The following is a 12,966-nucleotide window of genomic DNA, read 5'->3' as shown; positions in this document are numbered from 1 at the left end:
GCTCGATAATGGCCGAAACACCGCGACCAGCGGAGCACACCTCCAGCCTGAAGATCTACTTCCGGCTGTTGAGCTATGTGAAACCCTATGTCGGCATTTTCCTGCTGAGCATTGTCGGTTTCGTGATCTTTGCCTCGACCCAGCCAATGCTGGCCGGCATCCTCAAGTACTTCGTCGATGGGCTGAGCAACCCCGAAGCGGTATTGTTCCCCAACGTCCCCTACCTGCGTGACCTGCAACTGCTGCAGGCGGTGCCGCTGCTGATCATCCTGATCGCTGCGTGGCAGGGCCTGGGCTCGTTCCTCGGCAACTACTTCCTGGCCAAGGTCTCTCTGAGCCTGGTGCATGACCTGCGGGTGGCATTGTTCAACAAGCTGCTGGTGTTGCCCAACCGCTACTTCGACAACCACAACTCCGGGCACCTGATTTCGCGCATTACCTTCAATGTGACCATGGTCACCGGCGCCGCTACCGACGCCATCAAGGTGGTGATCCGCGAAGGCCTGACCGTGGTGTTCCTGTTTGCCTACCTGCTTTGGATGAACTGGCACCTGACCCTGGTGATGGTCGCCATCTTGCCGGTGATCGCGGTTATGGTCAGCATCGCCAGCAAGAAATTCCGCAAGCAGAGCAAGAAGATCCAGGTAGCCATGGGCGACGTCACCCACGTTGCCTCGGAAACCATCCAGGGTTACCGCGTGGTCCGTAGCTTCGGTGGCGAGGCCTACGAACAGCAGCGATTCGGCCAGGCCAGCCAGAGCAACACCGACAAGCAACTGCGCATGACCAAGACCGGCTCGCTGTACACGCCGATGCTTCAGCTGGTGATCTACAGCGCCATGGCTGCGCTGATGTTCCTGGTGTTGTTCCTGCGCGGGGACTCCACTGCTGGTGACCTGGTGGCGTATATCACCGCTGCCGGCCTGCTGCCCAAGCCGATTCGCCAGTTGTCGGAAGTCAGCTCGACCATCCAGAAGGGCCTGGCAGGTGCCGAGAGCATCTTCGAGCAACTGGACGAAGCGCCTGAAGTGGACACTGGTACGGTCGAGAAGGAACGCGTGGAAGGGCGCCTGGAAGTGCGTAACCTGAGCTTTACCTACCCGGGTACCGAGCGTGAAGTGCTGAGCGATATCAGTTTTGTCGCCGAGCCCGGGCAGATGATCGCCCTGGTGGGCCGCTCCGGCAGTGGCAAGTCTACCCTGGCGGCCCTTATTCCACGCTTCTATCACCACGACAAGGGGCAGATCCTGCTCGATGGCGTGGAGATCGAGCACTATCGCCTGCGCAACCTGCGTCGCCATGTTTCGCAAGTCACCCAGCATGTCACCTTGTTCAACGACACCGTGGCCAACAACATCGCGTATGGCGATCTGGCCGGCGCGCCGCGCGCAGACATCGAAGCCGCCGCGGCCGATGCCTATGCCAAGGAATTCGTCGACCGGCTGCCAAAGGGCTTCGATACCGAAGTGGGTGAGAACGGTGTACTGCTTTCCGGGGGCCAGCGCCAGCGCCTGGCAATTGCCCGTGCGCTGCTTAAAAACGCGCCGTTGCTGATCCTCGACGAAGCGACGTCGGCGTTGGATACAGAGTCCGAGCGGCATATCCAGGCCGCCCTGGACCACGTGATGCAAGGCCGTACCACGCTGGTGATTGCCCATCGCCTGTCGACCATCGAGAAGGCCGACCAGATCCTGGTCATGGACCAGGGCCGCCTGGTCGAGCGCGGTACCCACACCGAGCTACTTGCGGCTAATGGCCATTATGCCCGTCTGCATGCCATGGGGCTGGATGAGCCGGCCAAGGCCGATATCACCTGAACCCTCCTTGATCGGGGCCGTTATGGCCCCGATTGTCACGGGAATTTTCCAGGGATGATCTGGCCATAAAGCCATTGACTACCCTGTGCTAATATCCTGCCCCTGTTCATTATTTCCATATGGGTTGCCCATGAAGTTGTCCATGCCGCGTTTCGATCAAGCCCCGGTACTGGTGGTCGGCGATGTCATGCTCGACCGCTACTGGCATGGCGGTACTTCGCGTATTTCGCCTGAAGCGCCAGTCCCGGTGGTCAAGGTCGATCAAATCGAGGATCGCCCCGGCGGCGCGGCCAACGTTGCCTTGAACATTGCTGCGCTGGGCGCGCCGGCTTCGCTGATCGGCGTCACCGGCCAGGATGAGGCTGCCGACAGCCTGGCCAACAGCCTGCAGGCTGCGGGTGTCCGTTCGGTATTCCAGCGCATCGCGCACCAGCCGACTATCGTCAAGCTGCGGGTCATGAGCCGTCACCAGCAGCTGCTGCGTATCGATTTCGAAGAGCCGTTCGCCACCGACCCACTGTCGCTGGGCGCGGAGGTCGACAGCCTGCTCGAAGGCGTCAAGGTGCTGGTCCTGTCCGACTACGGCAAAGGTGCATTGAAGAACCACCAAAACCTGATCCAGGCGGCGCGGGCCAAGGGCATTCCGGTGCTGGCCGACCCCAAGGGCAAGGACTTTTCCATCTACCGTGGCGCCAGCCTGATTACCCCGAACCTCAGCGAGTTCGAGACCATCGTTGGCCGTTGCGTCGATGAGGCCGAACTGGTCGCCAAGGGCTTGCAGTTGCTGCAGGACCTGGACCTGGGCGCCCTGCTGGTCACCCGCGGCGAGCATGGCATGACCCTGCTGCGCGTTGGTCAGCCGGCGTTGCACCTGCCTGCACGGGCACGCGAGGTGTTCGATGTGACCGGTGCCGGCGATACTGTCATCTCCACCCTTGCCGCAGCCATTGCCGCGGGTGAGGACCTGCCCCATGCGGTGGCCCTGGCCAATCTGGCGGCGGGCATTGTGGTCGGCAAGCTGGGTACGGCTGCCATCAGCGCCCCTGAGCTGCGCCGGGCCATCCAGCGTGAGGAAGGCTCCGAACGCGGCGTGCTGGGCCTTGAGCAACTGCTGCTGGCCATTGATGACGCGCGGGCGCACAACGAGAAGATTGTCTTTACCAATGGCTGCTTCGACATCCTGCATGCCGGGCATGTCACCTACCTGGAACAGGCGCGGGCCCAGGGTGATCGCCTGATCGTTGCGGTAAACGACGATGCCTCGGTAAGCCGCCTGAAGGGGCCGGGCCGGCCGATCAACAGCGTTGACCGGCGTATGGCCGTGCTGGCCGGTCTGGGCGCGGTGGACTGGGTGATCAGTTTCCCGGAAGGCACCCCGGAAAACCTGCTGAGCCAGGTCAAGCCGGATGTGTTGGTCAAGGGTGGAGACTATGGCATCGACCAGGTGGTTGGCGCTGATATCGTCAAGGGCTATGGCGGCACCGTGAAGGTGCTGGGGCTGGTCGAGAACAGCTCGACCACGGCGATTGTCGAGAAAATTCGCAAGAACTGATCTGACCTTGGGGCCGCTGCGGCGGCCCTCGGCAGGGGCGGGTTTACCCGCCCCTGCAAGCAGGCGAAAGCTCCCGGGATGTCACTTGTTCAGCGAGGTCCGCGCCCGCTCCAGCAGCGCTCGCGCCTTGTCGCCAAACCGTTGCAAGTGCGACGCCCTTACGGGCTTGCTTTCCACCAACCCCTGCTGCTTCACCCAATCCTTCCAGCGTACCCGTTCATCTGCCACCACCCAGCCTTCCTGCCGGGCAAAACTTTCTGCCAGGTACAGCCCACGCGTACTCGCCGGCACCAGTTCATCCTTTTTCAGCGTGTACAGCTCTGCCAGTGGCTGGCCGTCCTTCAATGGCATCAGGTACAGGTCGGGCCGTTTGCGGTTGAGCCGCGCCACCAGCTGGTCGCCCTCCAGCCGCTCGTCAACGTGGAACAAGCTGAGTTTCTTGGCGTCCCGGGGCACTTGCAGGCGCATGTCATAGATCAGCTGTAGCGAAGCGGTGGGCAGGTGCACATAGGCCCGTGGGCGCTCCAGTAGCATCAGCTTGCCGCAATGCACCGGGCGTGCGGCACCGGACTCCGGAGCCAGCACGAAGTGGGGTGTTTCGCGGTAGTGCAGGGCGGCGGCGTAGGGGATGGGCAGCCAGGTGTCGTTGAAGCGCCCGCCGAGCCAACCTTCCGGGGTTTCCAGCAGGCACTCCTCGGCCACTTCCTGTACGGCCGTGTGCAGTGGCAGGTTCAGCTCCTGCGCCGGTACATAACCGGAAATCAGTTTCAGTACCACATCGCCACGGTCTTGTCGGCGCTGACGCACCAGTACCCAGTAATCGCGGTTCTGCCAATGCAGCGTGAGGCGCACTGACACGCCCAGGTTGGCCAGTTCGACCACGAAGTGTTGTGTATCGGGTAACTGGATGGCCTTGCGCCGTTGCTGGGTCTGGGCAAAGTTCAGCGGCATGCCGATGCTTTGGTAAATCAAGCCTTCGGGCGTGGCCTCGACATGCAGTGGTAGTGTCTTGAAGTTGCTCGGGTTCTTGCGGATCAGCGTTCGCGCCACGAGGCTCCTCCTTGCGTCGGGTCAGTCTCCAGTCCCTGAGTCGGGAGCCTGAGGTAACTCAATGCTGGCCCAGGATACGGGCGACGGTGGCCACGTTATGGGCCAGGTGCAACGGGTTGATGGTGCCGACAATAGCACTGCTGACACCCGGGTGGGCGAACAGCAGCTCGAAGCTGGCCTGCACCGGGTCGACGCCCGGGGCCAGGCAGATATGCCCGCTCGCCAAGGCCTTCTTTACCAGGATGGCCTTGCCGTGTTCGGCAGCGTAGTCCAGCACCGGGCGTTCTGCCTGTTCGTTGAGGTTGTAGGTGACCATGGCGCAGTCGCCTTGCTCCAGTGCCTTCAGGCCGCCGGCGACGGTCTTGCCGGACAGCCCGAAACCGAGGATCTTGCCCTCCTGCTTGAGTTCGGCCAGGGTCTGGTAGACCTCCTGCTGTTCGAGGATGGCCAGGTCGTTGCCGTCGGAATGCACCAGCACCAGTTCGATGCGGTCGGTTTCGAGCCGGCGCAGGCTGCGCTCCACCGAGCGGCGGGTGTGGGCGGCGCTGAAGTCGAAATGCGACAGGCCTTCCTCGAACTCTTCACCGACCTTGCTGACGATTACCCATTCATCGCGCTGGCCGCGCAGCAGCGGGCCCAGGCGTTCTTCGCTACGGCCGTAGGCCGGGGCGGTGTCGATCAGGTTGATGCCAAGCTCGCGGGCCTGGGCCAGTAACAGGCGGGCTTCCTCATCGCCGGGGATCGTGAAGCCAGTGGGGTACTTCACGCCCTGATCGCGGCCCAGCTTGACCGTGCCGAGGCCCAGTGGGGAGACCGTGAGGCCGGTGCTGCCCAGCGGGCGATGGAATGCGTGCAGGGTTGGCAGGCTCATGGCAGCAACTGCTCCCAGGCCGGTACGCTCAGTGGAGGGCGTGGGAGGTTGGCCAGGTCGGCCTGTGCTTGTGGACGAATGCCGTCGCGCTCCAGGTGGCTGATTACCCGGTCGCTGAAGTCCGGTGCCAGTGCCAGTTTGGTCGGCCAGCCCACCAGCAGGCGCTGCTGGTCAGCAAGGAAGGCGTTGTCCGGGCGTGCCAGGCCGGATTGTGCAGGCTCAGCGCGGTCGACGCGCAGTGTGGCCCAGCGCACCAGGCTCTGATCGACCCAGGGCAGCAGGTTGGCGATTTCCTTCTGCGCTGCAGCTATCTGCGCTGCAGGCTCGCGCGCCACGCCATCGGCTTCGGCCAGGTCCCCACCGAGGTACCAGACCCACTGGCCATCGGCTGCCGGATGGGTGGTCACCGTTACCCGTGGCTTGGGCCCGCCGCCGAGGCAGTGGGCGTACAAAGGTTTCAGGTTCGGGCCCTTGGCCATGACCATGTGCAGCGGGCGGGTTTGCATGGCCGGCTGATCTAGGCCCAGCGCCTGCAGCAAGCCTTCGGTGCCGGCTCCGGCACTCAATACGATGCGCTGGGCACGGATTTCCCGGTCGTCCACGCACAGGCCGACCAACGCATTACCTTCACGCAAGGGTTCGATGCGTTCACCTGCCAGCAAGGACTCGCCGGCCAGCTCGGCCAGGTTGGCCAGCAGGCTCGGGACATCGACCACCAGTTCCGCCAGGCGATACACCTTGCCCTTGAACGCGCGGTCCTGCAGTGCCGGTGGCAACTGGTCACCCTTGACCTGGTCGACCCGACCGCGCACGGCCTTGCTGGCGAAGAAGCTTGTGAGGTTACCGGCCAAGGTGCCCGGCGACCACAGGTAGTGGGCATCGGAGAGCAGGCGGGTACGCCCGAGGTCGAGTTCGCCGTCGCCGGCCAAGGCCTCGCGCCAGCGGCGCGGCATGTCGGCGATGGCTTCCGAGGCGCCGGTCAGGGCGCCGTGCAGGGCGTATTTGGTGCCGCCGTGGATGATGCCCTGCGACTTGATGGTCTGCTCGCCGCCAAGGCTGGCGCGCTCCACCAGCACTGTCGAGTAGCCCAGGCGGCGCAGGCGGGCATTGAGCCAGAGGCCTGCGACCCCGGCGCCGACGATCAGCACGTCAGTGGAAATGGCAGATGGCATGGCGGTACCTCGAAGACTGGGACAGCTGGCAAGTATACAGGCTATACCTGAGATGGCCCTATCGTCGGCGAGCCCCGCACACGGGCTCTCAATGCCCAGCGGTCTTCGAGAACAGCTGAATCACCACCACGCCACCCACGATCATGGCCATGCCAAGCATTGCCGGCATATCCAGCTTCTGCCCATAGATCACCAGCGCCGCCACACTGATCAGCACAATCCCCAGCCCCGACCAGATGGCGTAGGCAATCCCCACCGGAATGCTGCGGACCACCAGCGTCAGCATCCAGAACGCAATGCCATAGCCAACCACCATCAGCAGCAGTGGCAACGGCGTGCTCAGGCCTTTCACCGCCTTCATCGAGGCGGTGGCGATGACTTCGGCGCAGATGGCAATGGCGAGGTAGGTATAGGCATTCATGGCGGGATCCTCCGTTACTGAGCGGGCATTCTAGACGTTGCCTGGATGGGGTAAAGTCATTACCTATCAATGTGGGAGATAGGTTGATGGCCGAGCAGTGGAACCTTGAACAATTGCGTACCTTTCTGCGCGTTGCAGAACTGCGCTCGTTCTCCGCGGTGGCACGTGAGCAGCACAAAGCCCAGTCGGCGATCAGCAGTGCCATCGCGCTGCTCGAAACCGACCTGGGGGTCACCCTGTTCGAGCGCAGCAGCGGCCGGCAACCGAAATTGACTGAAAACGGCAGCGCCTTGCTGGAGGACGCCCGCGAATTGTTACGCCAGTGCGAACGCCTGGATGGCCGCGCCCTGGCCCTGATGCGCGGGCAGGAGGCCTTGCTGCGGGTCGCGCAGGACGAAGCCATGCCGTATCAGCCGGTGATCGACAGCCTCGACGAACTGGCGAGCCGCTACCCGTTCCTGGAGGTGCAACTGGCCAGCGGAGCCCAGGGCGATGTGGCGCGCAAGCTGGTGGAGCGGCGCGCCGATCTGGGCCTGTTCTTCCTCCACGAAAGCATCCCGGCTTCCTTGGAACGCCGTGCCTTGGGCAGCGTGGAGATGGTCACGGTGTGCGCGGTCGGCCACCCGCTGGCGGGCGAAGGCCGGGTCACCCGCCAACAATTGGCCCGCCACCGGCAGTTGCTAATCACGCCACAACAAAGCGGTTACCCCGGCGGCGAGGCGATCAGCCCGCAGGTATGGCGTGCCGACAGTTTCTACGCCATGGCCGAACTGCTGATGCGCGGCCTGGGCTGGGCCTGGTTACCCCGGCATGTGGTGCAGTACCCGACCTACCAGGCGCACATGGTCGAACTGGACAGCGACTGGCGGCCGCCGGCCTTGGTGGCAGAGCTGGCCTGGCGCCGCGATGAACCTCTGGGCCCGGCCGCGCAGTGGCTGGCCGAGCGCTTTGCAGTGCACCTTCGCGCGATCGGGTAGACTTAGCCGCCATGAACAGAACTCTCTATACCTTGCTGTTTCACCTGGGCCTGCCGCTGGTTGCGCTGCGCCTGTATCTACGCGCGCGCAAGGCACCGGCCTATGGCCAGCGTATCGGCGAGCGCTTTGCTTTCAAGCTACCGGCCATGCGCCAGGGTGGTATCTGGGTGCATGCGGTATCGGTGGGCGAGAGCATTGCTGCCGCACCCATGGTGCGTGCCTTGCTAAAGGCTTACCCAGAGCTGCCGATCACACTGACCTGCATGACCCCTACTGGCTCTGAACGCATTCGCGCCCTGTTCGCCGACGAACCGCGCGTGCAGCATTGCTACCTGCCCTATGACTTGCCTTGGGCGGCGGGGCTTTTTCTCGATCATGTACAGCCGAAGCTGGGCATCATCATGGAAACCGAGCTTTGGCCCAACCACATTCATCAGTGTGCCAGGCGCGGCATTCCGGTGGCGCTGGCCAATGCGCGCTTGTCCGAGCGCTCGGCCCGTGGCTATGGGCGCTTTGCCAGGCTTACCCGGCCGATGCTGGCCGAGATGAGCCTGATTGCCGTGCAGACCGAAACCGAGGCCCAGCGCTTCCGTGACCTGGGCGCACGCCCTGAGCGCGTGCAAGTCACCGGTTCGATCAAGTTCGACCTGACGATCGACGAACAGCTGCTGCCGCGCGCCAGGGCATTGCGTGAACAGTGGGGGGGCGGCCAGCGTCCTGTGTGGATCGCCGCCAGCACCCATGAAGGGGAAGATGCCTTGATCCTGCAGGCGCATCGGCAGTTGTTGCAGGTGCATGGCGATGCCTTGCTGATCCTGGTGCCGCGCCATCCCGAGCGCTTCAATGCAGTGCATGCGCTGTGCAGCGAGCAGTTCCCCACCGTACGCCGCTCTGCCGGCACGCTGGTCGATGCGCAAACGCAGGTATTGCTGGGCGACACCATGGGCGAACTGCTATTCCTGTATGCCCTGGCCGACATTGCCTTCGTCGGTGGCAGCCTGGTGCCGACCGGTGGGCACAATCCGTTGGAGCCTGCGGCGCTGGCCTTGCCGGTGCTCATGGGGCCGCATGTGTTCAACTTCCTCGAAATCAGCGCGATGCTGCGCGAGGCGGGTGCGTTGCAGCAGGTGGATGATGCTGACGGGCTGGCCGGTGCGGTGCGCCGTCTGGTGGAACTGCCGCAGGACGCCCAGCGCATGGGCGAGGCGGGCAGGGCGGTGATGCGGGCCAATCAGGGGGCGCTGCAGCGATTGCTCGAGGGGCTGGGGGCCTTGATCCGCTGATAACCGACATATCCACTCAAAGACCCGGTCTAGAGTGGATATGTCTGATTCTGGTTATTTATTCCTACGGCGTAAGTTATAACTTCCTACACTGGATTTCTCGCCGTTAGGAAACTTCCTACGAATAGACTTTAAAAGTCAGAAGTGTCACACGCTTGTGTCGGAAGCTTGTAGGACGTTTGTCCTATTGCTTCGGGCTAGTATCGCCTCATGTCCGGTTTTCATAAGAGGTGGCGTGATGGCTGATTTATCTGATGGCATTGCCAACACTATTGAAAGTGGGCTGGTGTGTCTTATCACGCTGGCGCGTTACCATGGTGTTGCCGTCTCTGCCGAGCAGTTGCAGCACGATCATGCAGCAGCGGGTGAGCGTTTCTCTACCTGCACACTACTTCGGGCATTTCAGCAACTTGGCCTCAAGGCCAAACACCGCAGCGTCGATCCGGCCCGGCTGCAGCAGACGCCCTTGCCCGCTATTGCAGTGGATACGCGTGGTGAGTACTTCATCATCGCGCGCGTGGAGGGCGAGCAGGTTCTGGTGCAGGACCCGCACTCCCGCGCGCCGCAAGCGCTGACCCTCGCGGAACTGGTGGTGCGCTGGTCGGGAGAACTCATTCTGGTTCGCTCCGATGCCCAGTTGCCCCTCGGGCTGTCGCGCTTCGACTTTACCTGGTTCATTCCTGCTCTGGTGAAGTACAGGCGGCTATTTGGCGAAGTGCTCGTGGTTTCCCTGGTCATTCAGATACTGGCTTTGCTGACGCCTTTGTTCTTTCAGGTGGTAATGGACAAAGTCCTGGTGCATCGCGGTTTGACCACGCTGGATGTTATCGCCTTGGGTTTATTGGTCGTAGTTCTGTTTGAAACATTGCTGAGTGGGTTGCGTACCTATGTGGCAGCTCATACAGCGTCAAGAATCGATGTCGAACTGGGTGCAAAACTGTTCAGGCATTTGATCGATCTTCCCACCGCCTATTTTCACGCCAGGCGAGTCGGTGACTCGGTTGCCCGAGTGCGAGAACTGGAGAACATCAGAAGTTTCCTGACCAACAACAGCATCACGCTAGTGCTGGATGTGCTGTTCTCGGTGGTCTTCATCGCTGTCATGTTCCTCTATAGCGGATGGTTGACGCTGGTCGTCGTTGGCTCGCTGCCTTTCTATTTTCTCGTATCCCTGGTCGTTACTCCGCTACTGCGGGCGTTGATTGATCAAAGCTTCCAGCGCGGCGCCGAGAACCAGGCTTTTTTGGTCGAGGCGGTCAACGGCATCGACACACTGAAGTCGATGGCCGTGGAACCTCAGGTGACCCGGCGCTGGAATGATCAGTTGGCCGCTTATGTATCTGCCAGTTTCAAGACCCAGAACCTTTCCAGTCTGGCCAATGAAAGCGTCGGCCTGATCGGCAAGCTGGTCACGGTAGCCACCTTGTGGCTGGGGGCCCGGCTGGTCATCGAAGGCGCACTCACGGTGGGCGAGCTGATCGCCTTCAACATGCTCGCAGGGCGCGTGTCGCAGCCCATCATCCGCCTGGCCCAACTCTGGACCAGCTTCCAGCAGACAGGGGTATCGATTCAACGCCTGGGTGACATTCTCAACACCCGTACCGAGGTCAACCAAGGCAAGGGCACGGTGCTGCCCACACTTGTCGGGCAGATCGAGCTCGATCGTGTGTGTTTTCGCTATCGGCCGGACGGGGGCGAAGTGGTGCGCGACGTCAGCCTGAAGATCGCCGCCGGAGAAGTGATAGGCATTGTAGGTCGCTCGGGGTCAGGCAAGAGCACGCTGACACGCTTGATTCAGCGGCTGTACTCACCCGAGCGGGGGCGGGTACTGCTCGACGGTGCTGACCTGGCGGTAGCCGATGTGGCGTCACTGCGTCGGCAGATCGGTGTGGTGTTGCAGGACAACGTGCTTTTCCGGCGCACCGTGCGCGAGAACATTGCCCTCGGCAACCCAGCGGCACCGCTTGAAGAAGTGATCGCCGCAGCGACGCTGGCGGGTGCTCACGAGTTCATCCTCGAATTACCGGATGGCTACGAAACCCTGATTGGTGAGCACGGCGCCAGCCTGTCGGGTGGGCAGCGACAGCGCATAGCCATCGCCCGAGCGCTGTTCGGCAACCCACGCATCCTCATTTTCGACGAAGCCACCAGTGCGCTGGACTATGAGTCCGAACGGATCATCCAGCAGAACATGGCGCGGATTTGCGCGCAGCGCACGGTCATCATCATTGCCCATCGGCTCTCGGCAGTACGCCATGCCGACCGCATCGTGGTCATGGAGCGTGGGCAGATCATCGAGCAAGGGACTCATGATGAGCTGCTGGGTTATCCACAGGGCACCTATGCCTACCTGCATCAACTGCAGCTCGGGGCCGCCGTATGAGTGTGGCGTTCAAGGACCTTGCCGAGCGCTACCGGGATGCGTGGATAACGGCATGGCGAAAGCGCCGGAGCATGGACGGCCCCGTACGTGAGCCCGACGAACTGGCCTTTTTACCTGCGGCACTGTCTTTGCAGGAAACGCCAGTGCATCCCTTGCCGCGCTACCTGCAGTGGAGCCTGCTGATGTTCATCGGGCTGGCGCTCGCCTGGGCTTGCATCGGTGAGATCGATGTCATCGCCAGTGCCGAAGGCAAGATCGTGCCCAGTGGCAGGAGCAAGTTGATACAGGCCAGCGAGGTCGCGGTGGTGCAGTCGATCCACGTCGTCGATGGCCAGCCGGTGCGCAAAGGCGATGTGCTGGTCGAGCTGGAAGGGCAGTTGACCGAGGCTGACATCAAGCGCCTGGGCAGCGAACTGCTGGCTGCACAGATCGACCAGGCCCGCGCCAGCACACTGCTGAGTGCGCTGGACGGCGATGTGGCACCTGCCTCCCTGGCACCATTGATACCGCAGGCCACGGCCGCGCAGCAGGCAGGCGCGCAGCGCTGGCTGGAGGGGCAATACCTGGAGTTGCAGGCCACGCTGGAACAGGCCGATGCCGAAATCGGTCAACGCGCTGCCGAAATCCGTTCCGCCCAGGGCCGGGCTGACGCGCTCCGGCAACTGTTGGTGATCACCCGCCAACTGACGGCGGATTACAAGCTGTTGTTCAGCGAATCGGCCGTGGCCAAGCACACCTACCTGGAAAAGGAGCAGGCCCGCCTGGAGCAGGAACGCGAACTGGCACTCCAGCGCTCGCGCATCGACGAACTGAACGCTGCACGGCTTGCTGCTCAGCACCGCCGTAGCGGTGCCATTGCCCAACTGCGCAGAGCCATGCTCGACCTTCACGGTGAGGCGCAACGGCGCATTGCAACCCTTGAGCAGGAGTTGAACAAGGCCGAGCAGCGGCATCGCCTCAAGGTACTGACATCCCCCGTTGACGGCACCGTCCAGCAGTTGGCGATCCATACACAGGGCGGGGTGGTTACACCCGCGCAGACACTGATGGTCATTGTGCCGACGGGCGAGCCGGTGGAAGTGGAAGTGAAAGTCGAGAACAAAGATATCGGCTTTGTTTTTCCGGGGCAGCACGTGGAAGTGAAGATCGAGACATTCACCTTTACCAGGTATGGCGTTGTACCGGGGGTGGTGGAGAGTATTTCCGATGATGCCATTGAGGATGATAGGCACGGTCTTTTGTATAGCGCTCGAATCAAGTTGGCCAAGGAAGCTTTGCGCGTAGGGGATAACGACTTGCCGTTGACGGCGGGCATGGCTGTGCGTGCAGAAGTGATTGTGGATAGGCGCAGGGTTATCAGTTTCTTCTTGAGTCCCCTGCAGCGGCATGCAAAGGAAAGTCTGAAGGAGCGATAAATGAAATATAAAAATGCGTGCATTG

10 protein-coding genes are annotated in these 12,966 nt (G+C 62.3%); 6 read left to right on the top strand and 4 right to left on the bottom strand.

Features of this window, described 5'->3' with window-relative positions; all coding sequences use genetic code 11:
* The first annotated feature begins 8 nt into the window (after positions 1-8).
* Together msbA and hldE are read left to right on the top strand one after the other, a co-directional pair.
* Positions 9-1,817: a lipid A export permease/ATP-binding protein MsbA gene (msbA, locus tag N5D53_RS12515; RefSeq protein WP_010955513.1), complete on the top strand. Its 1,809-nt coding sequence runs from the start codon at positions 9-11 to the stop codon at positions 1,815-1,817.
* 130 nt (positions 1,818-1,947) lie between these two features.
* A complete protein-coding gene (gene hldE, locus N5D53_RS12510; RefSeq protein ID WP_003249449.1) occupies positions 1,948-3,369 on the top strand; it encodes a bifunctional D-glycero-beta-D-manno-heptose-7-phosphate kinase/D-glycero-beta-D-manno-heptose 1-phosphate adenylyltransferase HldE in 1,422 nt (473 codons plus the stop codon).
* Between the two features lie 81 nt (positions 3,370-3,450).
* Here the strand turns inward: hldE and N5D53_RS12505 are convergent, their stop codons facing one another.
* The 4 genes from N5D53_RS12505 to N5D53_RS12490 all read right to left on the bottom strand — a co-directional run bounded on the left by N5D53_RS12505 (position 3,451) and on the right by N5D53_RS12490 (position 6,883).
* Positions 3,451-4,419 (bottom strand): metal ABC transporter ATPase, encoded by a 969-nt coding sequence (locus N5D53_RS12505; RefSeq protein WP_279840384.1) that lies wholly within the window; start codon positions 4,417-4,419, stop codon positions 3,451-3,453.
* 58 nt (positions 4,420-4,477) lie between these two features.
* A complete protein-coding gene (locus tag N5D53_RS12500; RefSeq protein WP_003249454.1) occupies positions 4,478-5,290 on the bottom strand; it encodes an aldo/keto reductase in 813 nt (270 codons plus the stop codon).
* Positions 5,287-6,462: an FAD-dependent oxidoreductase gene (locus N5D53_RS12495; protein ID WP_279840383.1), complete on the bottom strand. Its 1,176-nt coding sequence runs from the start codon at positions 6,460-6,462 to the stop codon at positions 5,287-5,289. Before N5D53_RS12495 ends, N5D53_RS12500 begins: the two co-directional genes overlap by 4 nt.
* Before the next feature lie 88 nt (positions 6,463-6,550).
* Positions 6,551-6,883 (bottom strand): multidrug efflux SMR transporter, encoded by a 333-nt coding sequence (locus tag N5D53_RS12490; RefSeq protein WP_004577390.1) that lies wholly within the window; start codon positions 6,881-6,883, stop codon positions 6,551-6,553.
* A gap of 86 nt (positions 6,884-6,969) precedes the next feature.
* On the opposite strand from N5D53_RS12490, the gene N5D53_RS12485 reads away from it, so the two are divergent.
* The 4 genes from N5D53_RS12485 (at position 6,970) to N5D53_RS12470 (ending at position 12,941) form a co-directional block, all read left to right on the top strand.
* The gene (locus N5D53_RS12485; protein ID WP_003249460.1) at positions 6,970-7,860 is read left to right on the top strand and encodes a LysR family transcriptional regulator; all 891 of its coding nucleotides are present in this window, start codon (positions 6,970-6,972) and stop codon (positions 7,858-7,860) included.
* 11 nt (positions 7,861-7,871) lie between these two features.
* Positions 7,872-9,143 carry a lipid IV(A) 3-deoxy-D-manno-octulosonic acid transferase gene (waaA, locus tag N5D53_RS12480; protein WP_279840382.1) on the top strand — a complete coding sequence of 424 codons (1,272 nt, stop codon included), beginning with the start codon at positions 7,872-7,874 and terminating at the stop codon, positions 9,141-9,143.
* Between the two features lie 238 nt (positions 9,144-9,381).
* A complete protein-coding gene (locus N5D53_RS12475; RefSeq protein WP_279840381.1) occupies positions 9,382-11,526 on the top strand; it encodes a type I secretion system permease/ATPase in 2,145 nt (714 codons plus the stop codon).
* Positions 11,523-12,941, top strand: a complete 1,419-nt coding sequence (locus tag N5D53_RS12470; RefSeq protein WP_279840380.1) for an HlyD family type I secretion periplasmic adaptor subunit — start codon at positions 11,523-11,525, stop codon at positions 12,939-12,941. Before N5D53_RS12475 ends, N5D53_RS12470 begins: the two co-directional genes overlap by 4 nt.
* Positions 12,942-12,966 lie beyond the last annotated feature (25 nt).

This window comes from Pseudomonas sp. GD03862, from assembly GCF_029840855.1.
GTDB classification, from domain to species: Bacteria; Pseudomonadota; Gammaproteobacteria; order Pseudomonadales; family Pseudomonadaceae; genus Aquipseudomonas; species Aquipseudomonas alloputida.
Note: the sequence above shows the minus strand (reverse complement) of the source record. Positions and strands in the feature narration are given on the sequence as shown.